The sequence below is a fragment of the Microvirga terricola genome (assembly GCF_011777495.1).
GTDB classification, from domain to species: Bacteria; Pseudomonadota; Alphaproteobacteria; order Rhizobiales; family Beijerinckiaceae; genus Microvirga; species Microvirga terricola.
This window is the reverse complement of record NZ_JAATJS010000007.1, coordinates 21,091-43,615: the sequence shown is the minus strand read 5'-3', so window position 1 is coordinate 43,615 and position 22,525 is coordinate 21,091. Positions and strand designations below refer to the sequence as shown.

General features: G+C 63.5%; 26 protein-coding genes and 2 tRNA genes. 16 read left to right on the top strand and 12 right to left on the bottom strand.

Annotated features, from left to right (window positions below; translation table 11 throughout):
• The first annotated feature begins 207 nt into the window (after positions 1 to 207).
• A complete protein-coding gene (locus HB375_RS16620; protein WP_167674135.1) occupies positions 208 to 357 on the top strand; it encodes a hypothetical protein in 150 nt (49 codons plus the stop codon).
• A gap of 137 nt (positions 358 to 494) precedes the next feature.
• Here the strand turns inward: HB375_RS16620 and HB375_RS16615 are convergent.
• A tRNA-Ser gene (locus HB375_RS16615) sits at positions 495 to 584 on the bottom strand.
• Between the two features lie 275 nt (positions 585 to 859).
• Here HB375_RS16615 and rplU point away from each other — a divergent pair.
• From rplU to proB, 5 genes are all read left to right on the top strand, one after another.
• Positions 860 to 1,252: a 50S ribosomal protein L21 gene (gene rplU, locus HB375_RS16610; protein WP_167674134.1), complete on the top strand. Its 393-nt coding sequence runs from the start codon at positions 860 to 862 to the stop codon at positions 1,250 to 1,252.
• Positions 1,253 to 1,287: 35 nt separating this feature from the next.
• Positions 1,288 to 1,554: a 50S ribosomal protein L27 gene (gene rpmA / locus HB375_RS16605; protein WP_167674133.1), complete on the top strand. Its 267-nt coding sequence runs from the start codon at positions 1,288 to 1,290 to the stop codon at positions 1,552 to 1,554.
• A gap of 187 nt (positions 1,555 to 1,741) precedes the next feature.
• A complete protein-coding gene (locus HB375_RS16600) occupies positions 1,742 to 2,386 on the top strand; it encodes a GNAT family N-acetyltransferase (protein ID WP_167674132.1) in 645 nt (214 codons plus the stop codon).
• 85 nt (positions 2,387 to 2,471) lie between these two features.
• Positions 2,472 to 3,509, top strand: coding sequence for a GTPase ObgE (obgE, locus tag HB375_RS16595; protein WP_167674131.1), 1,038 nt, complete (start codon positions 2,472 to 2,474; stop codon positions 3,507 to 3,509).
• The gene (gene proB / locus HB375_RS16590; RefSeq protein WP_205800239.1) at positions 3,497 to 4,621 is read left to right on the top strand and encodes a glutamate 5-kinase; all 1,125 of its coding nucleotides are present in this window, start codon (positions 3,497 to 3,499) and stop codon (positions 4,619 to 4,621) included. The genes obgE and proB overlap by 13 nt, the downstream gene beginning before the upstream one ends.
• On the opposite strand, the gene HB375_RS16585 is transcribed toward proB, so the two are convergent.
• Complete coding sequence (locus HB375_RS16585; protein WP_167674129.1) at positions 4,618 to 5,466, bottom strand: DUF72 domain-containing protein; 849 nt, start codon at positions 5,464 to 5,466, stop codon at positions 4,618 to 4,620. The two genes, proB and HB375_RS16585, sit on opposite strands and share 4 nt — an antisense overlap.
• 88 nt (positions 5,467 to 5,554) lie before the next feature.
• Between HB375_RS16585 and HB375_RS16580 the strand changes: the two genes are divergently transcribed.
• The 7 genes from HB375_RS16580 to HB375_RS16550 all read left to right on the top strand — a co-directional run bounded on the left by HB375_RS16580 (position 5,555) and on the right by HB375_RS16550 (position 11,793).
• Complete coding sequence (locus tag HB375_RS16580; RefSeq protein ID WP_425515192.1) at positions 5,555 to 6,796, top strand: glutamate-5-semialdehyde dehydrogenase; 1,242 nt, start codon at positions 5,555 to 5,557, stop codon at positions 6,794 to 6,796.
• Complete coding sequence (locus HB375_RS16575) at positions 6,793 to 7,458, top strand: nicotinate-nucleotide adenylyltransferase (protein WP_343232433.1); 666 nt, start codon at positions 6,793 to 6,795, stop codon at positions 7,456 to 7,458. The genes HB375_RS16580 and HB375_RS16575 overlap by 4 nt, the downstream gene beginning before the upstream one ends.
• Before the next feature lie 166 nt (positions 7,459 to 7,624).
• Complete coding sequence (gene rsfS, locus HB375_RS16570) at positions 7,625 to 7,939, top strand: ribosome silencing factor (protein WP_246728561.1); 315 nt, start codon at positions 7,625 to 7,627, stop codon at positions 7,937 to 7,939.
• 15 nt (positions 7,940 to 7,954) lie between these two features.
• Complete coding sequence (gene rlmH, locus HB375_RS16565; RefSeq protein ID WP_167674127.1) at positions 7,955 to 8,449, top strand: 23S rRNA (pseudouridine(1915)-N(3))-methyltransferase RlmH; 495 nt, start codon at positions 7,955 to 7,957, stop codon at positions 8,447 to 8,449.
• A 3-nt stretch (positions 8,450 to 8,452) separates the two neighbouring features.
• The gene (locus tag HB375_RS16560; protein ID WP_167674126.1) at positions 8,453 to 9,802 is read left to right on the top strand and encodes a murein hydrolase activator EnvC family protein; all 1,350 of its coding nucleotides are present in this window, start codon (positions 8,453 to 8,455) and stop codon (positions 9,800 to 9,802) included.
• Positions 9,802 to 11,118 carry a S41 family peptidase gene (locus HB375_RS16555; protein WP_167674125.1) on the top strand — a complete coding sequence of 439 codons (1,317 nt, stop codon included), beginning with the start codon at positions 9,802 to 9,804 and terminating at the stop codon, positions 11,116 to 11,118. Before HB375_RS16560 ends, HB375_RS16555 begins: the two co-directional genes overlap by 1 nt.
• 147 nt (positions 11,119 to 11,265) lie before the next feature.
• Complete coding sequence (locus HB375_RS16550) at positions 11,266 to 11,793, top strand: RNA pyrophosphohydrolase (RefSeq protein WP_167674124.1); 528 nt, start codon at positions 11,266 to 11,268, stop codon at positions 11,791 to 11,793.
• Between the two features lie 100 nt (positions 11,794 to 11,893).
• Here the strand turns inward: HB375_RS16550 and HB375_RS16545 are convergent.
• Positions 11,894 to 11,978, bottom strand: a tRNA-Leu gene (locus tag HB375_RS16545).
• 155 nt (positions 11,979 to 12,133) lie between these two features.
• Between HB375_RS16545 and HB375_RS16540 the strand changes: the two genes are divergently transcribed.
• Together HB375_RS16540 and HB375_RS16535 are read left to right on the top strand one after the other, a co-directional pair.
• Positions 12,134 to 12,715 (top strand): YqaA family protein, encoded by a 582-nt coding sequence (locus HB375_RS16540; RefSeq protein ID WP_167674123.1) that lies wholly within the window; start codon positions 12,134 to 12,136, stop codon positions 12,713 to 12,715.
• A 13-nt stretch (positions 12,716 to 12,728) separates the two neighbouring features.
• Positions 12,729 to 13,217, top strand: coding sequence for a disulfide bond formation protein B (locus HB375_RS16535; protein WP_167674122.1), 489 nt, complete (start codon positions 12,729 to 12,731; stop codon positions 13,215 to 13,217).
• Positions 13,218 to 13,221: 4 nt separating this feature from the next.
• Here HB375_RS16535 and HB375_RS16530 read toward each other — a convergent pair whose 3' ends face one another.
• Positions 13,222 to 13,791, bottom strand: coding sequence for an HNH endonuclease (locus HB375_RS16530; RefSeq protein WP_343232432.1), 570 nt, complete (start codon positions 13,789 to 13,791; stop codon positions 13,222 to 13,224).
• Between the two features lie 201 nt (positions 13,792 to 13,992).
• Here HB375_RS16530 and HB375_RS16525 point away from each other — a divergent pair, with 201 nt between their 5' ends.
• On the top strand, positions 13,993 to 14,511 hold the full coding sequence (locus HB375_RS16525; protein WP_167674121.1) for a DedA family protein: 519 nt from the start codon (positions 13,993 to 13,995) through the stop codon (positions 14,509 to 14,511).
• Positions 14,512 to 14,515: 4 nt separating this feature from the next.
• Here HB375_RS16525 and HB375_RS16520 read toward each other — a convergent pair whose 3' ends face one another.
• The 8 genes from HB375_RS16520 to HB375_RS16485 form a co-directional block, all read right to left on the bottom strand.
• Positions 14,516 to 15,397 (bottom strand): 3-hydroxybutyryl-CoA dehydrogenase, encoded by an 882-nt coding sequence (locus HB375_RS16520; protein WP_167674234.1) that lies wholly within the window; start codon positions 15,395 to 15,397, stop codon positions 14,516 to 14,518.
• 77 nt (positions 15,398 to 15,474) lie between these two features.
• The gene (locus HB375_RS16515; protein ID WP_167674120.1) at positions 15,475 to 16,419 is read right to left on the bottom strand and encodes an electron transfer flavoprotein subunit alpha/FixB family protein; all 945 of its coding nucleotides are present in this window, start codon (positions 16,417 to 16,419) and stop codon (positions 15,475 to 15,477) included.
• 18 nt (positions 16,420 to 16,437) lie between these two features.
• Positions 16,438 to 17,187 carry an electron transfer flavoprotein subunit beta/FixA family protein gene (locus HB375_RS16510; protein WP_167674119.1) on the bottom strand — a complete coding sequence of 250 codons (750 nt, stop codon included), beginning with the start codon at positions 17,185 to 17,187 and terminating at the stop codon, positions 16,438 to 16,440.
• A gap of 101 nt (positions 17,188 to 17,288) precedes the next feature.
• A complete protein-coding gene (locus tag HB375_RS16505; RefSeq protein WP_167674118.1) occupies positions 17,289 to 17,996 on the bottom strand; it encodes a rhomboid family intramembrane serine protease in 708 nt (235 codons plus the stop codon).
• Between the two features lie 114 nt (positions 17,997 to 18,110).
• The gene (locus HB375_RS16500; RefSeq protein ID WP_167674117.1) at positions 18,111 to 18,686 is read right to left on the bottom strand and encodes a cob(I)yrinic acid a,c-diamide adenosyltransferase; all 576 of its coding nucleotides are present in this window, start codon (positions 18,684 to 18,686) and stop codon (positions 18,111 to 18,113) included.
• Between the two features lie 26 nt (positions 18,687 to 18,712).
• On the bottom strand, positions 18,713 to 19,294 hold the full coding sequence (locus HB375_RS16495; protein ID WP_167674116.1) for an acyloxyacyl hydrolase: 582 nt from the start codon (positions 19,292 to 19,294) through the stop codon (positions 18,713 to 18,715).
• A 112-nt stretch (positions 19,295 to 19,406) separates the two neighbouring features.
• Positions 19,407 to 19,598, bottom strand: a complete 192-nt coding sequence (locus tag HB375_RS16490; RefSeq protein ID WP_167674115.1) for a twin transmembrane helix small protein — start codon at positions 19,596 to 19,598, stop codon at positions 19,407 to 19,409.
• Positions 19,599 to 19,687: 89 nt separating this feature from the next.
• Positions 19,688 to 22,207: a TIGR02302 family protein gene (locus tag HB375_RS16485; protein WP_167674114.1), complete on the bottom strand. Its 2,520-nt coding sequence runs from the start codon at positions 22,205 to 22,207 to the stop codon at positions 19,688 to 19,690.
• Positions 22,208 to 22,525 lie beyond the last annotated feature (318 nt).

Sequence of the window (22,525 nt, the reverse complement as noted above, 5' to 3'; positions counted from 1 at the left end):
TTCAACGGGCGGAATCGTTCAGTCGTAGGCTCTCCGGTCAAGCGGATAGCCCCCACGAGGCTCAGGCATTGTCGTGAACGTGTGGCGCCGTCTTTTTGTCCCGCGGTGACGTCACGCACGACGTCACGCACGACGTCACCGGTGACGTCATAAGTGACGGTCTAAGTGACAAGGGCTGCGTCGCGGGTGCGACAAGAGGGCGGCCACATGAGCCGCTGGTTTCGCTTTTATGATGCCGTGCTGGATGACCTGAAGATCCAGAAATTGTCGCCGCACATCTTCAAGGCATGGGTCAACAGCGGCCGGTTCGGTCAGCTCCCCTGCCTGCGAGTAGTTGCCTCACCCGATCAAGTGTAGTCCATCAATCGATGGGACTACTAGGACGCGGCGGGATTTGACGGCGGCAGAGCGCGCAGCTGCTGGGGCCCATGTTGGGACCCAAAGCGTGTCCGCTCAATAACTTGCTTATAAATCAGATACTTAATCGAATAAGATGGCGGAGAGGGGGAGATTCGAACTCCCGATACGGTTGCCCGTATGCCGCATTTCGAGTGCGGTGCATTCAACCACTCTGCCACCTCTCCGGAGGGCCTGATCCTGTTGCCAAGGTCGGCTGGTTGAGGCGGGGTGGATATCATGGGCCTCTCAGGTCTTCAAGCACCCTTCTGCGGGTTTTTGCCGGGTTTTTGATTGACATCGGGGCGGGCTGTCCCTACAGACACCCCTCTGTACGTGAGGGGCCTTGTGCCCGCGCGTCTCGCTGCGATGGCCTCGGCCATCGTGAAATGAAGCCGGAAACTGCCAAAAAGCCGACCCTGCGGGTTCCCGCGGAGAGTTGGGTTTGAACACGAGGATGAAGATGTTCGCAGTGATCAAGACCGGCGGCAAGCAATATCGCGTCGCCGCCGAAGACGTCATCACCATCGCCAAGCTCGAAGGAGAGCCGGGCGCCACCGTCACGTTCGACCAGGTTCTTATGGTCACGAACGACAACGGCACCCAGGTCGGCGCGCCCCTCGTCGAGGGCGTCACCGTGGCGGGCGAGGTGGTTGAGCACACCCGCGGCGAGAAGGTCATTTCCTTCAAGAAGCGCCGCCGCCAGAATTCGCGCCGCAAGCGCGGGCATCGCCAGGACTACACGGTCGTGCGGATCACCGAGATCCTCGCCGGCGGCGAAAAGCCCAAGAAGGCTGCGGCCAAGAAGACCACCAAGGCTGCAGCGAAAGACGCTGCGCCGGCCGCCGCTGAATAAGCGAACGGAAACTGACAGGAATACGGGAGTAACCCATGGCTCACAAAAAAGCAGGCGGTTCGTCTCGCAACGGTCGTGATTCCGACGGCCGTCGTCTGGGCGTCAAGAAGTTCGGCGATCAACAGGTCGTGTCGGGCAACATCATCATTCGTCAGCGCGGCACGAAGTGGCATGCGGGCGCCAACGTTGGCATGGGCAAGGATCATACCCTCTTTGCCACCGCCAATGGACGCGTCCGATTCCTTACGAAACAAGGCCGAGCTTTCGTATCGGTCGTCCCGGCCCAAGAGGCCGCAGAATAAACGGCGAGAGCAAAGCGAAGGAGCTCCCGCCGGTATCACACCGAACCCGGCGGATCCAAAAAGCTCCCGAAAAGGCCCCTCAAACGGCCGAGCTCTGATCCAGAAAATGCCAGGGGAGGTGGGATACCACCTCCCCTTCGCGTTTTCGGGCCTTGAAAGATGGCCCAATCTGGATCGGAGCAAGACCATGTTTCCCGACCTCACCCGTGACGATGTTTTCCGCTTGGAAACGCGCCGCCTTTGGCTGCGTTGGCCCCGTCTTGCCGACGCCCAAGCCATCGTACGCCTTGCCGGTGAGAAAGCTGTCGCGGAAATGACGGCGCTTATTCCGCATCCCTACCCACCGGAAGATGCCGAGCGGTTCATCTTCCACGCCCGGCGGGCGAATGCCGACGGGCAGGGCCTGCAACTCGCCATCACCCCCAAAGGCCGGCCCAACAGCCTCATCGGCATGGTCGGCATCAGTCCGGGGCCGGAGGACGGCAAGCCGCATCTCGGCTATTGGCTGGGCCAGCCTTCCTGGGGGCAGGGCTACGGCACCGAGGCGGCGCGCGCGCTGATCGACGCCTTCTTCGCCTATGGCGAGGAGGATGAGCTGATGGCTTCCGCCAGGGTTATCAACCCGGCCTCGCGCCGCGTTCTGGAAAAGTGCGGCTTCGCCTATCAGGGCGCGGGCCTCATGGAGTCCAGGGCGCGCGGCGGGCTCTATCCGGCCGATCATTTCCGCCTCGACCGGCGGGCCTGGAACAGCCTGAAGAGCTGGGGACACACGGGTCTCGTCCGCGGCCCGGCAACGGCGGATGCCGCGGCTGGTCTGTCCCTGGCCTCCTAAGTGTTAAGCGCCTCCGAGAAATTCGGAGGCGCTTCTTGCCTGGTGCGTTGCTCCCGCACGCCTTGTCCCGTAAAGGATGCGGGCTATGAAATTTCTCGATCAAGCCAAGATCTATATTCGCTCCGGCGACGGCGGCGCGGGCTGCGTGTCCTTTCGCCGCGAAAAGTTCATCGAATTCGGCGGCCCGGACGGCGGTGACGGCGGGCGCGGCGGTGACGTCTGGGCGGAATGCGTCGAGGGGCTGAACACCCTCATCGACTATCGCTATCAGCAGCACTTCAAGGCCCAGAAGGGCGAGCACGGCATGGGCAAGAACCGCGCCGGCGGCAAGGGTCGCGACGTGGTGCTGAAAGTGCCGGAAGGCACGCAGATCCTCGACGAGGATGGCGAGACCGTCATCGCGGATCTGACCAAGGTCGGCCAGAAGATCCTGCTCGGGCGCGGTGGCAATGGCGGCTTCGGCAATGCCTATTTCACCACCTCGACGAACCGCGCACCGCGTAGGGCGAATCCGGGTCAGGAGGGCCAGGAGCGTTGGATCATCCTGCGGCTCAAGCTGATCGCCGATGCCGGTCTGGTCGGCCTGCCGAATGCCGGCAAGTCGACATTCCTTGCGACCGTGACGGCGGCCAAGCCCAAGATTGCCGACTATCCCTTCACCACGCTGCACCCGGGCCTCGGGGTCGTGCGGGCTTACTCACGCGAATTCGTGCTGGCCGATATTCCGGGCCTCATCGAAGGCGCATCCGAAGGCGTTGGCCTCGGCGACCGCTTCTTGAGCCACGTGGAGCGCTGCCGCGTGCTGCTGCACCTCGTCGAGGGCACGAGCGAGCACGCGGGCAAGGCCTACAAGACCGTCCGCAACGAGATCGAGGCCTATGGCCATGGTCTCGCGGAAAAGCCCGAGATCGTCGCTCTCTCGAAGACGGATGCGCTCGATGAGGAAACGCTGAAAGAGCAGCTGGCGCGCCTGAAGCGGGCGGCGAAGCGGACGCCTTATGTCGTGTCCTCCGCTTCCGGTCAGGGCGTGCAGGAGGTTCTACAGGCGCTGCTTTCGGTCATCGACGCGGCGAAGGCCGAAGAGCAGATCGTCGAGACCAAGCAGGAAGAATGGCATCCGTGAGCCCTAAGCTTCATCAGTTTCGCCGTGTCGTTCTGAAAGTCGGCTCGGCCCTGCTCGTCGACCGCGCGCGGGGCCGCTTGAACCATGCCTGGCTTGCAGCGCTGGCGGAAGATATTGCCGATCTGCACGCGCGCGGAGCCGATGTGCTCGTCGTATCCTCGGGCGCCATCGCGATGGGCCGCACCGTGCTCGGGCTTCCGGCGGGACCGTTGAAGCTCGAAGAAAGTCAGGCCGCCGCCGCCGTCGGGCAGATCGCACTGGCGCGCACGTGGTCCGAGGTTCTGGCGCATCACGGAATTACCGCGGGTCAGATTCTCGTGACGCTCTCCGATACGGAAGAGCGGCGGCGCTATCTCAACGCCCGCGCAACGACGCTGAAACTGCTCGACATGCGCGCCGTACCGGTGATCAACGAAAACGACACGGTCGCAACCTCGGAAATCCGCTATGGCGACAACGACCGCCTTGCGGCGCGCGTCGCGACCATGATCGGCGCTGACCTGCTGGTGCTGTTCTCCGACATCGACGGCCTCTACACCGCGCCGCCCGCATCCGATCCAAATGCAAAACACATTCCGGTCGTTGAGCGTATCACGCCGGAAATCGACGCGATGGCTGGCGGACCGGCGTCCGAGCTGTCACGCGGTGGTATGCGCACCAAGATCGAGGCGGGCAAGATCGCCACCGCCGGCGGCACGCATATGATCATCGCCGATGGGCGCACGAAGAATCCACTGAAGCGGATTGCAGATGGCGGGCGCTGCACGTGGTTCCTCACGCCCTCCAACCCCGCGACAGCACGCAAGACGTGGATTGCCGGAGCGCTCGAGCCGCGCGGCACGCTCTATGTCGACGACGGCGCGGCACGCGCGCTGAAGGCGGGTGCGAGTCTGCTGCCCGTCGGCGTGCGCAAGGTCGAGGGCACGTTCGCTCGCGGCGATGCGGTTGCGATCCGCGATGCAAATCGCATCCTCGGACGGGGCCTTGTCGCTTATGACGCGGACGATGCGGCGCGTATCATCGGCCGTCCTAGCAGCGAGATCGAAGCGATCCTCGGCTATCCCGGCCGCGCTGAAATGATCCACCGGGACGACATGGCGCTGGCCGACTAGTTTTCCTTCGCGCTCAAGGAAAGCAGCGTTTCCGCATCTCTGGGCGCGGCGCATTTCACGTCGTTGTCGAAATAGACATAGACGTCGCGCCCCTCGCGTCGGAATTCCGCGATGGAGCGGCCCCACGCGCGCAAGGTCTCGGTGTCGTAGCGTCCTGTATAGCGCCCCTGGATGCCGTGGCCCCGCACATAGACGAAATCGGCTGTCGTCACCCAGGGAGCGGGCGCATCGACGTGGTCCGAGATGCAAAAGGCCACGTTGTGGTTGCTCAAGAGGTGAAAGGTCTCGTCCTCGAACCAGCTTGCGTGCCGGAATTCGAAGACGCAGCGGCGCTTCTTGGGAAGGAGGTCGAGGCACTGGACCAGCCGATCCCTGTTCTCAGGCTTGGCGGCGAATGAGGGTGGCAGTTGGAAGAGGGCGGGGCCGAAGGCCTGCTCCAAGCCGCCCATACGCTCGAAAACCAACGTGATGCTGTCTCCCACGTCCTGAAGGCGCTTGATGTGGGTGATGAACCGCGAGACCTTCCAGGCGAAGACGAAGCCCTCCGGCGCGGTGTCGTGCCATGCCTTGACGGCTTTCTCAGTCGGAAGATGATAAAAGGAATTGTTGATCTCCATCGTATTGAAATGTTCGACGTAAAAGGACAGGAAGTCCTTGGGCGACATATCGGCGGGATAGAAGGGGCCTCTCCAGTCCTCGTAGTGCCAGCCGGAGGTGCCCACGCGAAGCGCGGCGGTGAGGGCATGCTTTGCCTTGTCGGGAGACAGGGTGCGGCGCGGCTCCCGCGACGCTCTTCGTGCGATGGTTTTCGTTTTCGGGGCGGATGCTCCGTGAGGCTTGGACATGGGTGACACTCATCGCGGGACCTCTCCCGCCAGCCGATTCAACGTCGCGCAAGCGGTTTCGGGTGAGCCGTCCGATGTCCCGGCCCTGATGCGCGACATCGGTCGCCGCGCACGCTTGGCGGCGCGCCGCCTCGCTATTGCCACGGCAGACGAGAAGAACGCTGCCTTACGAGCCATGGCCGCACGCATCCGTGCCGCTTCGGCTGCAATTCTCGCTGCCAATGCCGAAGACGTGGCCGAGGCGCAGGCCAAGGGCCAGACGCCCGCCTTTCTCGACCGTCTGACACTCAACTCCGAACGGCTTGCCGATATTGCCGACGCGGTCGAAAGCATCGCCGCCTTACCTGATCCGGTCGGACGTGTCCTGGCACAGTTCGAGCGCCCGAATGGCTTACGGATCGAGCGTGTGGCGACGCCGCTCGGCGTGATTGGCGTCATCTTTGAGAGCCGGCCCAATGTCACGGCGGATGCCGGGGCGCTTTGCCTGAAGGCCGGTAATGCGGCGATCCTGCGGACCGGGTCGGAGAGCTTTCGTACCTCGCTCGCCATTGCGGAGGCGATGGGACAGGGTCTGAGCGATGCTGGCTTGCCGTCCGACGCGATCCGCCTCGTGCCCACCCGCGACCGGGCGGCGGTGGGAGCGATGCTGAGCGGACTTGAAGGCCAGATCGACGTCATTGTGCCGCGTGGCGGCAAAAGCCTCGTGGCGCGCGTGCAGGATGAGGCGCGGGTGCCCGTCTTCGCGCATCTGGAGGGCATCTGCCACGTCTTCGTCCATGCTAAGGCTGATCTGAAGATGGCCAAGGGCATCGTGCTCAATGCCAAGATGCGCCGGACCGGCGTCTGCGGCTCGGCTGAGACGCTTCTGGTCGACCGGGCCTGCGCCGCCACACATCTGAAGCCGCTCGTCACGACGCTGCTGGAGGCCGGTTGCGCCGTGAGGGGCGACGAGGCCACGCAGGCCGCCGATCCGCGTGTCACACCCGCGACGGAAGAGGATTGGCGCACGGAATATCTCGACGCCATCATCGCGGTGCGGGTCGTGGACGGGCTCGACGCAGCCATTGCCCATATCGAGGCCTTCGGCTCGCACCACACCGATTCTATCGTGACCGACGATGCGGCGGTGGCCGAGCGTTTCATGGCTGAGGTCGATTCCGCCATCGTGCTCCACAATGCTTCGACCCAGTTTGCCGATGGCGGCGAATTCGGGTTTGGTGCGGAAATCGGCATCGCGACCGGGCGCATGCATGCGCGCGGGCCGGTGGGTGTCGAGCAGCTGACCTCGTTCAAATATCGTATTCGCGGTTCGGGCCAGATCCGCCCGTGAGTGCATCTCCTCCCGCGCCGTCGCGCTTTCGCTTGAGCCCGTCGGGCCTCGCTCGTCTGCCGCGCATCGCGCCCGGCATGCGGATCGGGCTTTATGGCGGCTCCTTCAACCCGGCACATGACGGTCACCGTCATGTGAGCCGCATGGCGGTGAAACGGCTCGGACTCGACCGGATCTGGTGGGTCGTGACGCCAGGCAATCCATTGAAGGATGCCGGCGATCTCGCGGCTACCGAAACGCGAGTCGCGGAAGCGAAAAGGATAGCCTCTCATCCCCGCATCGACGTGACGACCTTTGAGGCAGATATCGGCGCGCGCTACACCGTCGATACCCTGACCTACCTCAAGCGCCGCTATCCCGGCGTGCGATTCGTCTGGATCATGGGGGCGGACAATCTGGCGAGCTTCCATCGCTGGCGCGGCTGGCGTCGCATCGCTCAGCTGATGCCCATTGCGGTTATCGACCGGCCGGGATGGACCCTGAAGGCAGCCCGGTCGCGGGGCGCGACCACCCTTGCCTCAGGCAGAATCCCGGAAAGCGATGCCCTGGCTCTGCCGGACCTCGCAGCCCCCGCCTGGGTGTTCCTGCACGGGCCGCGCTCGCCACTCTCCTCCACCGAGCTTCGCCGGGCGCGGCGAACTTCCCATTCGGAAGGCCGTTGAAATAAAGTGCCATCAGGCATTATTCTATAAGCACAGCGCGATTTGCAGCGCTGGATGAAAGGGTCTGAACCTGAACCGACTATCTCCGATTGGAGCGGACAAGAATCCGCTTCCCCCTCTCTCCGGAGCGAATGCTCCGCAAGATGAGGATCTCCGGGTCGTCGCCCTGGCTTCCATCGAGGACATGAAGGCCGAAAACACGGTCGTCATCGACCTGGCCGGGAAAACCTCGCTCGCAGACACCATGATCGTCACGTCGGGCCGTTCCAACCGTCATGTGGGCGCCATCGCCGACCGCGTCATTCAGGACCTCAAGGACAAGGGGTTCGGAAATGCGCGCGTCGAGGGCCTGCCTGCCTGCGATTGGGTGCTGATCGATGCCGGCGACGTGCTGATCCATGTGTTCCGTCCCGAGGTTCGTGGCTTCTACAACCTCGAGAAGATGTGGGGCGCCGACCGTCCTCACGACAAAGCCAGCTAATCGAGGCTGCCTGTCGTGCGATTGAGCTTGCTGGCCGTGGGCCGTCTCAAGAGCGGCCCCGAGCGGGAGCTGGTCGAGCGATACAGGCAGAGGATCGAAGGCATGGGCCGGAGCCTCGGCGTGGCCGGGCTCGACATGGTCGAATTGCCCGAAAGCCGGGCGCGCCGGGATGACGATCGCCGGGCGGAGGAGGCTTCTGTTCTTCTCGAAAAGGCAGGATCGTTTGCGATCATCGCCTTCGACGAACGTGGCAAGAGCCCGACCAGCGAAGAATTTGCGAACCGGATCCGGCACTGGCGCGATGAGGGCCGTGCGGGACTGGCCTGCATCATCGGGGGTCCGGACGGGCTTGATCCCAAGATCCGCCAGAAGGCCGAGCTTGTCGTTTCCTTCGGTGCGCTCACCATGCCGCACCAGATCGTCCGCGCGCTGGTGGCCGAGCAGCTCTACAGGGCGCTGACAATGATCGCCGGTCACCCTTATCATCGCGCCGGACACGACGATTCCTGACGCATGGACCGCTTCCGCTTCTCCACTATCGGCAAAGCTCTTGGCCTCGCCCTGATCGCCGCCCTCGCGACCGGGCCGGCGCGGGCGCAGCAGGCCGTCGCGCCCGCGGCGAACCCGCAGCCGCCGCTTGAGACGGAGGAGCAGCGGGTCCAGCGGGCCAACGATCTCAAGGCGCTTGAGGAGGCCATGGCGGCGAACGCCGAGGCCCGCAAGCGGCTCGAAGCCGAGGTTGAGGGGATCAAGACCGACCGAGCCAAGCTCAACGCGGCCCTGATCGAGACGGCGGAGCGGACCCGGGCTACCGAGGATCGGATTCGCTCCCTGGAGCAGCGGCTGCAGACGCTCGCCGCCAGCGAAACGGCGATTCGCCGCTCCCTCGACGGGCGCCGGGGCGTGATCGTGGAGGTTTTTGCCGCCCTGCAGCGTATGGGCCGCCGCCCGCCGCCGGCGGTTCTGGTGCGGCCCGAGGATATGCTGGAGGCGGTCCGGGCCTCGATCATGCTCGGCGCCGTGCTGCCGGAATTGAGGGCTGAGACCGAAGCGCTCGCGTCCGACCTTGCCGAGTTGGTCCGCCTCAAGAATGCCATCGCAACCGACCGTTCCACCCTCGGAACGGAGCTGTCGGCTCTGGGCGCTGAGCAGGAACGCCTCAAGGCGCTGATGAACGCCCGGCAGGGCCGCATCGCGGAGGTGGAGCGCAACATCGGGGTGGAGCGGGAAAAAGCCGCCGAGCTCGCCCGCCAAGCCGGCACTCTCAAAGAATTGATCGACCGCATGGAGCAGGAAAGCGTGGCCGCTCAGCGCGCCGCGGACGAGGCTCGCAAGGCGGCGGAAGCCCAGGAGCGCAGTGCCAAGGAGAAGTTTGCTCAGGCTGCTTTCCGCGACCCTGCGCGGCTTGCTCCCAAAATCCCGTTTTCCGAGGCGCGCGGCCTGCTTCCACGGCCTGTCAGCGGCGAAAATACGCTCAGTTTTGGCGTGCCGGACGGCTATGGCGGAACGACGCGCGGCATTTCTATCACGACCCGTCCGAAGTCAAATGTCGTATCACCGGCTGACGGCTGGGTGGCCTTCGCGGGGCCCTTCCGATCATATGGTCGACTCTTGATCATCAATGCCGGCGGGGGCTATTATGTTCTTCTGGCCGGTATGGACCAAATCAACGTCGATGTTGGGCAATTCGTGCTCGCTGGCGAACCAGTCGCAACCATGGGGGAAACGCCTCTCATGTCGCTGACGGGGAACGCCATAGAAAAGAACAATCCCGTCCTCTATGTAGAGTTCAGGAAAGACGGCGGTTCGATCGATCCGAGTCCATGGTGGGCGAAATCGCAAAGCGAGAAGGTTCGCGGGTAATGCGCAAACTGTCCCTTTTAATTCTTGGCGTGGCCATTGGTGCCGGTTCTGCGACGATGGTGTCGCAGACGAGCTTGCTGTCGAGCACGAGCGCAATTGCCGCCTCGTCCGACACTTATCGTCAGCTGAGCCTTTTCGGCGACGTGTTCGAAAAGATTCGCACGGATTATGTCGAGAAGCCGGATGAGCCGAAGCTGGTCGAGTCGGCCATCAACGGCATGTTGACCTCGCTCGATCCGCATTCCAGCTACATGGATGCCAAGAGCTTCCGTGACATGCAGGTGCAGACGCGCGGCGAATTCGGTGGCCTCGGCATCGAGGTGACGATGGAGGATGGCCTCGTGAAGGTCGTCACCCCCATCGACGACACGCCTGCTTCGCGCGCTGGCATTCTCGCCAACGACGTCATCACGCAGATCGACGGCGACAACGTTCAGGGTCTCAACCTGAACCAAGCCGTCGACAAGATGCGCGGTCCGGTCAACTCGTCCGTCATGCTCAAGATCCAGCGCAAGGAAGCGAAGGATCCGATCGAGGTGAAGCTGACGCGCGAGACCATCAAGGTTCGGCCCGTTCGCGCCCGTGTCGAAGGCGACGTCGGCGTGCTGCGCATCACCCAGTTCAACGAGCAGACTTATGAAGGCCTGAAGGCCGGCATCGACAAGCTCACGAGCGATATCGGCGCCGACAAGCTTTCCGGCTTCGTCATCGACCTGCGCAACAACCCCGGTGGCCTGCTCGACCAGGCGATCATGGTGTCCGATGCGTTCCTCGATCGCGGCGAGATCGTTTCGACCCGCAGCCGCAATCCTGAGGACACGCAGCGCTTCAATGCCAAGTCGGGCGACCTGACCAAGGGCAAGCCGCTCGTGGTTCTGGTCAACGGCGGCTCGGCCTCGGCTTCCGAGATCGTGGCCGGTGCGTTGCAGGATCACAAGCGCGCCACGGTGCTCGGCACCCGCTCCTTCGGTAAGGGCTCCGTGCAGACCATCATTCCGCTCGGGGGCAACGGTGCCGTGCGCCTGACCACTGCCCGGTACTACACGCCGTCGGGCCGCTCGATCCAGGCCAAGGGCATCGAGCCGGATGTCGAGGTGTTGCAGGACATCCCGGACGAGCTGAAGGGCAAGGACGAGACCAAGGGCGAAGCCGGTCTGAAGGGCCACCTTCAGAATGGCGCCGAGAAGGAAGAGCGCGGCGGTTCCTCCGCCTATATCCCGCCGGATGCCTCGAAGGACAAGCAGCTGATCGCCGCCTACGACTACCTCCATGGCGTGCGCAAGGGTGCCTCCAACGCGACGACTTCGCCAAACTAAGGCGCTGTCACTCTTTGTCTGCGAATTCATCAGGCCCGGCGGTTAACCACCGCCGGGCTTTTTCGATTCGAGCGACGTGTGGAAAGGCTTGTCTCGGGCTGTCTGAAGCGTCACTCTTATATCCCGCACAAGAGAGGTTTATGTCCGATGAGGAGCGCGAAGGGAGTACCGAACCTGAAGGATCTGCCCTACCGGTCCTGCGTCGGCGTGATGCTTCTCAACAGCGAAGGACTGGTTTTCGTGGGCCGCCGCCGCTCCGAATCCGGCAGCGAGCATGTGGCGGACGGCTATGCCTGGCAGATGCCGCAAGGTGGCATCGATCCGGGTGAAGACCCCTATCAGGCCGCGATCCGCGAGCTTTATGAGGAAACCAGCGTCAGCACGGTCAGCCTCTTGGCCGAAGCACCCGACTGGTACGCCTACGACCTGCCCTCCATGGTGGCCGGCCGCGCCTGGCGCGGGCGCTATCGCGGCCAGATCCAAAAGTGGTTCGCCTTCCGCTTCGAGGGCGATGAAAGCGAGATCAACATTCTTCAACCCGGCGGCGGCCACCACAAACCGGAATTCGACGAATGGCGCTGGGAAGAAATGAGCCGCCTGCCAGAGCTGATCATTCCGTTCAAGCGGCCGGTTTATGAGAATGTGGTGGCGGCGTTTCGGGGGCTGGCACGGTAGCGCGAATAAGAACGCGCGCCTGTGACGAGAGCTTGATGTCGCAAATACCGAAAGCGCGAAGAGGGGATTGTTCGCGGCTCACCGAAAGCGGCGTGATGAATGGTGCCCCTGGCCGGGATCGAACCAGCACTCCTTGCGGAACTCGATTTTGAGTCGAGCGCGTCTACCAATTCCGCCACAGGGGCAACGCGGTTGCCGAGTTACCATGGGGTATGAAGCGGGGTCAATGGAGGAGATGTGATCGGGCGCGGCATGCACACCCCTCGTCAGGGGCGCGTGCTTGTGCTCAAAGGAGGAACGGCCGGACGGCCCCAATCCTCGTCGCACCCCTCGGATGTCCATGCTGAGACGCCTCTACGACTGGACCCTTTCCCTCGCGGGCCGGCCTTCGGCTCCCTACGCGCTGGCCGCCGTGTCTTTCGCGGAAAGCTCGTTCTTCCCGGTTCCGCCGGATGTGATGCTCGTGCCGATGATGCTGGCGCGGCCCGACAAGGCCTGGAGCTACGCCCTCATCTGCACGATCTCGTCCGTTATTGGCGGGGTGCTCGGCTACATGATCGGCCTGCTGCTCTACGATTCGGTCGGCACCTGGCTGTTTCAGCTTTATGGCCTGACTCAGGGTGCGGAGGCGTTTCGGCACTCTTATGCCCAATACGGGCACTGGATCATCCTGCTCAAAGGCCTGACGCCGATCCCCTACAAGCTCGTCACGATCACCTCAGGCTTTGCCGGGTATAATCTTGGCTGGTTCATCGTGCTTTCGATCATCACGCGCGGGGCGCGCTTCTTCATGGTCGGATTTTTGATGAGCAAGTTCGGGTCGACGATTAAACGTGTCATCGACAATCACTTCAACCTGGTCGCGGCCGTCTCCGTCGCCGTGATCGTCGGCGGGTTTGTCGCCTTCCGGTACCTTTTCTGAGAGATCGAGAGCGATGCGCTTCAAATTGGACGTTCGGCAGGCGGCGCTCGCCGTCGCGCTGGGAGCAGCGGCGACGATCGGCGGCGCGCTCGTGTTCCAGCATGTCTGGGGCTATCAACCCTGCAAGCTCTGCCTCATGCAGCGCGATCCCTATTATCTCGGCATTCCACTGGCTCTGGCGAGCGCTCTTCTGCCTCGGCAATGGGCGCGGCTCGGCCTGTGGCTTTTGGTGCTGGTCTTCATCGTCAGCGCAGGCATGGGCGCCTATCACGCAGGCGTCGAATGGGGCTGGTGGCTAGGCCCTAGCGATTGCGGCGGGGCGGCTGGCGGTGGCGCGGGCAACGTTGGCGATTTTCTCAATCAGCTGCAGAAGACGCGGGTAGTGAGCTGCACCGAGGCCGCGTGGCGTTTCCTCGGCCTGTCGCTGGCCGGCTGGAACGTGCTGATTTCGCTAGGGCTCGCCGGCGTGGCGGGCTTCGCCGCTCCGAAGAACCGGATTTAAGCGGCTACGGTTCGAGTTCGCTGTCCCAGTAGAGATAGTCGAGCCAGCTTTCGTGCAGATAATTGGGCGGGAATAGACGCCCATTGGAATGCAGATCGTTCAGTGTCGGAGCGAAGGGGCTTTGGCGCGGCCACATTTCCACATCACGGGGCATTCGGTCGCCTTTGCGCAGATTGCAGGGGGCGCAGGCGGCGACCACGTTTTCCCAGGTCGTCTGGCCGCCCTTGGAGCGGGGAATGACGTGATCGAAGGTCAGATCCTCGTGGGTGCCGCAATATTGGCAGGTGAAACGGTCGCGGAGGAAGACGTTGAAGCGGGTGAAGGCCGGTTGTCGGGAAGGCTTGACGTAGGTCTTGAGCGAGATGACCGAGGGGAGGCGGATTTCCGAGGTCGGACTTCGCACGACCTTGTCATACTCTGAGACGATGTTCACCCGGTCGAGAAACACCGCCTTGATCGCATCCTGCCAACACCAGATCGACAAGGGGTAGTAACTCAAAGGCCGGTAATCGGCATTGAGGACGAGGGCCGGGCAGGCCTCCGGTCGCACAACAGGCTGGACGTGTATCGTCACCTCACCTCCTCGAAGAGAGAAGATCTGTATCCCGTTTGTATCAGACTATGAAACTGTGACGCTGTTGTGAAGCGTAACCACGCGCCCTTCATGCCACACCCACAGAAATCGCATGAGTACCGACAAGGTGACGGATGATGTCGGAGCGTGAATACTGGCGAGCCGCTTAGACGAGAGGCGGTGACGAAGGCGGGAGGTCCCATGAGCGTCCTGGAGCATGGCCTGGGCTCGTTCGATGCGGCCGTCGCGGCCTATGGCGTCGCGGCCCTTTTCGTCATCATCTATCTCGAGAGTTTCGGTGCGCCGCTGCCGGGTGAAAGCGCTCTCATCGGAGCTGCGGTGCTGGCGACGAGGGGCGACCTTGCCATCGGGCACGTCTTTCTCGCGGCCTGGTCGGCGGCCGTGCTTGGCGACAGCACCGGCTACCTCATCGGCCGCTACGGCGGCCGCCCCCTGCTGCACCGCTATGGATCTTTGGTGAAGCTAACGCCGGAGCGTTTGTCCCATCTCGAAGGCGTGGCGCGAGAGAAGGGCTTCGTGATGGTGATGACGGCGCGGTTCGTCGTGCTGCTGCGCCAGCTCAATGGGCTGGTCGCAGGCACGGTTGGGATGCCATGGCTCCACTTCGTCAGTGCCAACGCCATCGGAGCGGTGTTTTGGGCCGGGCTGTGGAGCTTCGGCCCTTACTTCTTCGCCGACCTGTTCCGGCGCTTCGTTTGAGGCCTTAGCGGGTCGGAACGGGCTTTTCGCCGCGGTAATCGTAGAAGCCGCGCTTGGCTTTGCGCCCAAGCCATCCGGCTTCCACGTATTTCACGAGAAGCGGGCAGGGGCGATATTTCGAGTCGGCGAGGCCTTCGTGCAGTACCTGCATGATGGAAAGGCAGGTATCGAGGCCGATGAAGTCCGCCAATTGGAGCGGGCCCATGGGGTGGTTGGCCCCGAGCCGCATGGCGGTGTCGATGGCATCGACCGATCCGACGCCCTCATAGAGCGTATAGATCGCCTCGTTGATCATCGGCAGGAGAATGCGGTTGACGATGAAGGCCGGGAAATCTTCCGAGACGGTCGCCGTCTTGCCGAGCTTGCCGATGAATTCCTTGGAGGATTCGTAAGTCGCATCCTCGGTCGCGATGCCGCGGATCAGCTCGACGAGCTGCATCACCGGCACGGGGTTCATGAAATGGATGCCGATGAAGCGCTCCGGCCGGTCCGTCGAGGCGGCGAGGCGCGTGATTGAGATCGAAGACGTGTTGGTCGCGATCATCGTCTCGGGACGCAGGGACGGACAGAGTGCGGTGAAGATTTTGCGCTTCACTTCCTCATTCTCGGTCGCGGCCTCGATCACGATATCGCAGGGCGAAAGGTCGTCGTAGGAGAGCGCCGGCACGATCCGGGCGAGGGCGGCCTGACGCTCGGAATCCTTGATCGTTTCCTTGGCGACCTGACGGGACATGTTGCCGTTGATTGTCGCGAGGCCGGTCTTGATCCGCTCCTCGGACAAATCGTGCAGCCGCACGCCGAAGCCTGCCAGCGAGCAAACATGGGCGATGCCGCTGCCCATCTGACCGGCGCCGATCACGCCAACGGTTTTGATCTCGATACCCATCTGTCCGCCGCCCCGAACCTCCTTGCCATCGAAAGAACCGGGCAGGAGGCCCGCCTGGCTCTTCTTCATTCCTGACCTCAACGACCGGCTTTGGTCAACTCCTCCTGAAGTTCAGGCAGGATTGTGAACAGGTCGCCGACGAGGCCGTAATCGGCCACCTGGAAGATCGGGGCCTCCTCGTCCTTGTTGATGGCGACGATGACCTTGGAGTCCTTCATGCCGGCGAGGTGCTGGATTGCGCCGGAGATGCCGACCGCGATGTAAAGGTCTGGCGCCACGACCTTGCCGGTCTGGCCGACCTGCCAATCGTTCGGGGCATAGCCCGCATCGACCGCCGCGCGCGACGCGCCCATGGCCGCGCCGAGCTTGTCGGCGATGGGCTCGATGTACTTGGCGAAGTTCTCCGCCGAGCCCAGCGAGCGGCCGCCCGAGATGATGATCTTGGCCGAAGTCAGCTCCGGCCGGTCGGACACGGCGATCTCCTCGCCCTTGAAGGTCGAGACCTGCGGATCGGCAGCCGGGGCCACGCTCTCGACCGGGGCGGAACCGCCCTCGGCAGCCGCCGGGAAGGAGGCCGTGCGCACGGTGATAACCTTCTTGCCGTCCGTCGCCTGCACGGTCTGGATGGCGTTGCCGGCATAGATCGGCCGCTCGAAGGTGTCGGCCGAGACGACCTTGGTGATGTCGGAGACCTGCATCACGTCGAGGAGCGCTGCGACCCGCGGCAGCACGTTCTTGGCCGTCGTGGTCGCGGGGGCGACGATGGCGTCATAGGGGCCGGCGAGCGACACGATCAGCGCCGCCAGCGGCTCGGCGAGCTGGTGTTGATAAGCCGCATTGTCGGCCAAGAGCACCTTCTCGACGCCGCTGAGCTTCGCCGCGGCATCGGCTGCGGCCTTGGCGTTCGCGCCGGCCACCAGCACATGCACGGGCGCGCCGAGTGCAGCGGCGGCGGAGAGCGCCTTGTTGGTGGCGTCCTTCAGGTGAGCGTTGTCGTGCTCGGCAATGAGAAGCGTCGTCATGTCTTCAAATCCTTCCGCTCAGAGCACGCCAGCTTCTGTTTTGAGCTTGTTCACCAGCTCGGCGACGGAGCCGACCTTGACGCCCGCCTTGCGGCCGCCGGGCTCCGCCGTCTTGAGCACCTTCAGGCGCGGAGCGACGTCGACACCGAGCGCCTCAGGCGTGGTCTCATCGAGCGGCTTCTTCTTGGCCTTCATGATGTTGGGAAGAGACGCGTAGCGCGGCTCATTCAGGCGCAGGTCCGTCGTGACGATGGCCGGCAGCTTGAGGCCGACCGTCTGCAATCCGCCATCGACCTCGCGGGTGACGTCGATGGTGCCGGCATTAAGCGAGACCTTGAACGCGAAGGTGCCCTGCGGCCAGCCGAGCAAAGCTGCCAGCATCTGGCCCGTCTGGTTGGAATCGTCGTCGATGGCCTGCTTGCCCATGATGACGAGCTGCGGGCTTTCCTGCTCGACAACCTTCTTCAGGATCTTGGCCACGGCCAATGGCTCGACGGTTGCGTCCGTCTTCACCAGGATGCCGCGATCCGCGCCCATGGCGAGCGCGGTGCGCAGGGTCTCAGCCGCCTGCGCCGGGCCGACGGAAACGGCGACCACTTCGGTCACCTTGCCCTGCTCCTTCAGCCGGACCGCTTCCTCGACAGCGATCTCGTCGAAGGGGTTCATCGACATCTTCACGTTCGCCAACTCAACCCCGGACCCATCGGGCTTCACCCGGATCTTCACGTTGAAGTCGACGACACGCTTCACAGGCACCAGAAGCTTCATTTGTCTGTTCCTATCGAAAGGTCAGATCCGGAGGCGGCGTGGCCTGCTTCCGGACAGGCAGGAAAAAGATGAGAGGGACCGTAGCGGTCGGTTTTCGATTGTCAACGCGGCGCCTGCAGTTCCTGCGCCTCGATGCGCGCCCGAATGGGATCGGGGTGAAGACGCATGAAGGGGATAAGAATAGCGCCCGTGATGAAACCGCCGAGATGCGCATACCAGGCAACACCGTCGTCGCTGCCGAAGAAGGCTGCCACGATTTGCAGGGCAAACCAGAATCCGATGGCCCAGTAAGCTGGCAGACGCAAGGGAATCCCTTGCAGGAAAAGGCACCAGATGCGGACACGGGGATAAAGAATGAGATAGGCCGCGACTACACCGGCAACCCCGCCCGATGCGCCGATCAATGGTCGGTCTGAAGTCGGGAGGGCAAGTGCATGGGTCAGGCTGGCGATGCTGCCGCTCAACAGGAAAAAGACCAGGAAGCGCACGTGCCCCATCGCGTCTTCCACGTTGTCTCCGAAAACCCAAAGAAACAGCAGGTTGCCGGCAAGGTGGAGGAACGACACGTGCAGGAACATGCTGGTGGCAAGCGTCAGCGCCACGGGCACGAAAGGATAGCCATCGGGAAGGCTTTCCGTGCCGAAAAGCACGGATGGGATCAGGCCTAAGCCCGCCACCAGCGCGTCGCCCCCCAAGGGTTCATAGAAGGTCAGGAGATAGACGACGATGCAGGCCGCGATCAGCGATCGCGTCATGATCGGTGTCTTCATGTTTCGAAGAGGGACGCCGTCGTGAAGCGGAAGAAACATCGTCCGCTCCTCTTGAGCGTGATCGCTGCGGATTGCCCGGCTGGCCACGCCTCAAAAGGTCGAGGTGAGGCGTGATCTTTCGACCGGATCGTTATCATCCCGGTCGAACGGGCGCTAGCGGTTTTGGCCGGGGACCCAGAGGACGTCCAGCGCGCCCTTGTCGTTGATGTAACGCGAGGCGACGAACAGAAAGTCGGACAGCCGGTTGAGGTATTTCAATGCCTCCGCAGAGACCTTTTCCTCCGGCTTCTCCATCAAACTGACCACGCACCGCTCGGCGCGGCGGCAGACGGTCCGCGCCAGATGAAGCGCTGCTGCGGCCGCCGTTCCGCCGGGCAATACGAAGGAGCGCAGCGGTGAAAGGTGGGCGTTCAACTGGTCGATTTCCTGCTCCAGACGCTCGACCTGTTCCTTCGAGATTCGCAGAGGTTCGTAAGGCAGCGGTTTGCCGGTCTCGACCGTCGCTAGGTCCGAGCCTAAGTCGAACAGGTCGTTCTGGATGCGTGCAAGCATCGGATCGATTTCGTGGCCGGCCGTGTGGAGTCGGACGAGACCGAGACAGGCATTCGTTTCATCGACGGTGCCGAAGGCCTCGATGCGCAGATCGTTTTTCGGGCGACGGCCACCGGCCGCGAGCGCGGTCGTGCCTTTGTCGCCTGTGCGTGTGTAGATGCGGTTGAGAACGACCATCGGATGCTCAAAAGGTTGGAGTTCGTTTAGAACGAATAGCCAACCCGCGCGCCCACATTCGTCAAGCCCCGATTTTCCGAGCAGGAGCCGGCATTCGAGAGATGTTCGATGGTGGCCACCACGCTCCAGTTGGCTGCGAGACGCACGCCGACCGAGCCCGCTTCACGGAACAGGGGCGAGCACCCCAAGGGCTGCAGATCCGCCGGCGTGGAAACATGATTCCGGCTGCCGTTGTGGACCGCGCCACCGAAACTGCCTTCGACGAAGAGCTGCGGCGTCAGATCCACGGTCCAGGACAGGCCCGCATAGGCAAAGCTGGTTCGACCGTCGAAGTTCACGCTGCCGCCGATATGGGGACGCGGAATGAAGTAGCTTGTGAAGAGGTCCGACGGCGTAAACGGCTTCGCGAAAAGGATTTCGCCGGTCAAATTGGCCGAGCCGTCTCTGCCTTCCGCCCCCCAGGGGTCCTGCGCGGAAAACCCGAACCGGAATTCGGACAGGAGACTGGGCTGCGTGAGGGCCGGCTTCTTAACCTCGGCGGCAAACGCTCCTGCGGCCCCCAATGAGGCAATCAGAACGCTCAGGCCAATGGCTTTGCCGACACGCATCAAGCGATCCATCGAAGGGGTTAAGAGTTAGTTCGTCGGAGGTACTTTCTCCGACTATGCCTAACAGTCTCTTAAAAAGAACAATGGCGAAAAAGTGTCAACACGGCGGAAGCTAGGCCGCTCTCCACCATATAACGCCCATGATGATGATAATGGCGAGCAATTGCAGCAGGATGCGCAGGCGCATGAGCTGCTGAGACCGATTCGGGCTTCCGCCACGTAACATGTTGATAAGGCCGAGAAGTAGCACAAAGGCCACGGCTACAACGGCTACGGGCACGAGCAGATCGACGAAGCTATTCATCCTGATTCCATCGCAAAAGTCGGCGGACCGTGGCCCGAACCCGGCGGCGAGGCAAGGGCCGATCCGTTAGCAGGCTCATTAACCTTGATTTAATTGCGACGAAGAAGCCGGTCGAAATAGTCGAGCTCTTCCTGGGGCCGGTTGGGATCGCCCAGTTTCCGACGCAATTCGTCCAAGATTTGCCGTGCCCGGGCGGCGGCGTCGGGCCCTGGCACGACGACAGAGCCGTCAGACATGCCTCTATCGCGCAAGGGGCGTCCTAGCGGGTCCGCATCCCGTTGCGTGGTCTGCTCGCCGCCTTGGCCTACGCCCGGCTGATCGCCCTCGCCCTGCTGCATCTGTTGCATCTGCTGCGCCATGCCTTGCATCCCGCGCCGCAGCGCGTCCAGGGCGCGTCCCTGGGCGTCGACCGCCGGACTGTCCTGCCCCTGGCCGAGAGCGTTCTCGGCCTCGCGCATAGCCTGATCGGCGTCCGAGAGGCCCTGTTCGTTCTGCATGCCGAGGCCCTGCATCCGCCGCTGCAATTCCCCGAGAGCGTCCCTCAGCGCCTGCTGTCGCTGGCTGAGGGCCTGGCTGTCCTGGCTCTGCTGCCCATCCTGGCCGCTCTCGGCCTGGTCCTGTTCCTCGCTGTCCGGGCGCGGCCTCTGCCGCATGCGATTGCGCTCGCCCTGCTGCATGCGTTTGTTCTGGCCCTGGCGGAAGGTGTCGTCGCGCAGGTTCTGCTGCTCGCGCGCCATGTTCTCCAGATCCCGCATGGCCTGGTTCATCTCGCGGCCGAGAGGATCGGTCATGCGGCTGTTGGGCTGGGCGGTTTGAAGGTTATCGAGAATATTGCGCAACTGCTCGAGGAGCCGCTGGGCCTCGGCCATGTCACCGCGGCGCATCGCGTCTTCCATCTGCCGCAGCATGCGGTTGAGATCGTCCTGTGAAATCACGCGCTCGGGTCCGCGCTGGTTCGGGTCGCGGGTTTGCGGGTTCTGTTGCATGCGCTGGGCGAATTCGCGGAGGAACTTGTCCATGGCTTGGCGCAGTTCGTCGGTGAGGCGCTTGATCTCTTCGTTCGGCGCGCCGCGTTCCATGGCTTCGCGCAAGCGTTCCTGCGCCGCGCGCAACTCACGCTCCGCATCCGACAGGTTCCCATCCTCGATCTGGACCGCCATGGTCCAGAGCCAGTCGGCCACATCGAGAAGATCCTGATCCGTGTGTGCCCGCCGCAAGCGGCTCGCCCCAACGCGCAGGCCCATATACACGCCCCATTGCGGAGTGAAGGTGTCGGGCGCGATGAGCAGCGCATCGAGCGCCGTCTGCACCCGCTTGCGATCATCGGGCACCATGACCAGATGGCGCCGCTGTTCGACCAGGGCCTTGGCGAGAGGATCCGTGAACGGGCGCTGCGGCAGCGTGAAGGTGATGGCCTCGCTCGTGCCCTCCTGGGCGGCTTCGTCCTTGGCTTTGAGCTTGATCGTGACCTTGGCTCCTGCCCATGAGTGATTGGTCAGATCGACCTGAGAGCGGGTTTCGGGAGCGTTTTCCTCGTGGCCGGGGAGAGCCAGATCGAGACGGGGCGGCGCCACCAGAGACCGCCCCCTGGCGCCCTCGGGTCTCTCCACCAGGCCTTCCACGGAGACGATGCCGTAATCGTCCTTGCCCTTGTAAAGCAGGGTGAAGGTGCCGCGGGCGTTGACCTCGGGCGGCGCGGTGAACGCGATTTCGGGCGGCTTGTCGGGTATCGACTCGAGTGTCAGCCGGACGCTTCGGGAGCCTGTCCGGACAGCAACCTCGGCATTGTTCTCAAGAGTGAAGCGCTCCTCGCGAAGACCCGCCCGCTGAGTGCCGTGAGGCGGCAGGGGCATCAGCCCGGCGGTGGGGACAATCTCGGCTTTCCCGTCGCCCGCGATGCGAACGACCACTGTCGAATGGACCGGCGCCCGCAGGTGCTGGTCCTTGGCAAGGTCGATCATGACGGGCGGGGTTCGGGTATAGCGCGGCGGGTCGATCCAGCCGTCGATGCGAAAGGCCGGAGCGGCGGCTTTGGGCGCATGCCAGTCGAAAGCCGCGCCGATCCGTGAGCCCATTTCCGGCCCCGCAACGAATGCACTGGCGACAAGCGCCAGAACCCCCATCGCGCGCAGCGCATAGCGGTCGCGTTTGGGCATGTCGGGCCGGGGAGGTGCCACGCGCATCCGCGCAACCGCTTCCTCGGCGCGTTTGCGATGGAGGGCCCAGAGGGCCTGGGTGCCGGGATCGTCGGTGCCTGAGGCCAACGTGTCGTCCAAGGCGCGCGCGGGCGCATCCTTGAGGCCGGTGTCGCGGTCGAGGCGGTCGAGCGCGTTCAATCGGCTCGGCCAGCGCAACCGAAGCAGCGGCCAGACCGAGAAAAGGGCAGCGGCCGCGAACAGGCCAAGACCCACGATCCGCCAGAAGGGAGGCAGATCGAGCCAGAGGCCGAGCCAGGAAACTGTCAGGAAGAGGGAGAGGACAAAAAGCGGTAGCCAAATCCGCGGCCACGCACGCTCCCACCACAGGAACCGGCCCGCCCGCGCGACGAATTGCTCGAACTGCCGGTTCAAGGGCGTCTGCGTCGATTTCGGCTGTGGGCCTTCGCTCATGCCACGGTCTCCGGCTGCACGGCCTTTCCTACATAACGCCCGGCGAGCGAGGTTAGCACGGCTCGTTCTCGTGGGCAGCCGCCAAATCGGCACGGATCGAGGTTTGCGCGGTCATGCGGGGAGATCAATTTTCCGTCATGTCGGCCAACCAAGAGGCATGGGGCGGTGCAGCTTTTCGCGTGTCGCGAGACGACCGTTCCTGTCCTTGTCGTTGCGGAAAATTCCCGCTGGCTCGCGATCTCTGAGCTTATGGCGTGAGAGGGAGGTAAAGCGTGGGCGGTCCAGGCTAATAGAATAGCATACCATCGCCTCGGGCGG

Coding starts and splice junctions, on each gene's coding strand:
- HB375_RS16620 (WP_167674135.1), top strand. CDS start 208: ATGAGCCGCTGGTTTCGCTTTTATGATGCCGTGCTGGATGACCTGAAG.
- rplU (WP_167674134.1), top strand. CDS start 860: ATGTTCGCAGTGATCAAGACCGGCGGCAAGCAATATCGCGTCGCCGCC.
- rpmA (WP_167674133.1), top strand. CDS start 1,288: ATGGCTCACAAAAAAGCAGGCGGTTCGTCTCGCAACGGTCGTGATTCC.
- HB375_RS16600 (WP_167674132.1), top strand. CDS start 1,742: ATGTTTCCCGACCTCACCCGTGACGATGTTTTCCGCTTGGAAACGCGC.
- obgE (WP_167674131.1), top strand. CDS start 2,472: ATGAAATTTCTCGATCAAGCCAAGATCTATATTCGCTCCGGCGACGGC.
- proB (WP_205800239.1), top strand. CDS start 3,497: ATGGCATCCGTGAGCCCTAAGCTTCATCAGTTTCGCCGTGTCGTTCTG.
- HB375_RS16585 (WP_167674129.1), bottom strand. CDS start 5,466: ATGTCCAAGCCTCACGGAGCATCCGCCCCGAAAACGAAAACCATCGCA.
- HB375_RS16580 (WP_425515192.1), top strand. CDS start 5,555: ATGCGCGACATCGGTCGCCGCGCACGCTTGGCGGCGCGCCGCCTCGCT.
- HB375_RS16560 (WP_167674126.1), top strand. CDS start 8,453: ATGGACCGCTTCCGCTTCTCCACTATCGGCAAAGCTCTTGGCCTCGCC.
- HB375_RS16555 (WP_167674125.1), top strand. CDS start 9,802: ATGCGCAAACTGTCCCTTTTAATTCTTGGCGTGGCCATTGGTGCCGGT.
- HB375_RS16550 (WP_167674124.1), top strand. CDS start 11,266: ATGAGGAGCGCGAAGGGAGTACCGAACCTGAAGGATCTGCCCTACCGG.
- HB375_RS16540 (WP_167674123.1), top strand. CDS start 12,134: ATGCTGAGACGCCTCTACGACTGGACCCTTTCCCTCGCGGGCCGGCCT.
- HB375_RS16535 (WP_167674122.1), top strand. CDS start 12,729: ATGCGCTTCAAATTGGACGTTCGGCAGGCGGCGCTCGCCGTCGCGCTG.
- HB375_RS16525 (WP_167674121.1), top strand. CDS start 13,993: ATGAGCGTCCTGGAGCATGGCCTGGGCTCGTTCGATGCGGCCGTCGCG.
- HB375_RS16520 (WP_167674234.1), bottom strand. CDS start 15,397: ATGGGTATCGAGATCAAAACCGTTGGCGTGATCGGCGCCGGTCAGATG.
- HB375_RS16515 (WP_167674120.1), bottom strand. CDS start 16,419: ATGACGACGCTTCTCATTGCCGAGCACGACAACGCTCACCTGAAGGAC.
- HB375_RS16510 (WP_167674119.1), bottom strand. CDS start 17,187: ATGAAGCTTCTGGTGCCTGTGAAGCGTGTCGTCGACTTCAACGTGAAG.
- HB375_RS16505 (WP_167674118.1), bottom strand. CDS start 17,996: ATGTTTCTTCCGCTTCACGACGGCGTCCCTCTTCGAAACATGAAGACA.
- HB375_RS16500 (WP_167674117.1), bottom strand. CDS start 18,686: ATGGTCGTTCTCAACCGCATCTACACACGCACAGGCGACAAAGGCACG.
- HB375_RS16495 (WP_167674116.1), bottom strand. CDS start 19,294: ATGCGTGTCGGCAAAGCCATTGGCCTGAGCGTTCTGATTGCCTCATTG.
- HB375_RS16490 (WP_167674115.1), bottom strand. CDS start 19,598: ATGAATAGCTTCGTCGATCTGCTCGTGCCCGTAGCCGTTGTAGCCGTG.
- HB375_RS16485 (WP_167674114.1), bottom strand. CDS start 22,207: ATGAGCGAAGGCCCACAGCCGAAATCGACGCAGACGCCCTTGAACCGG.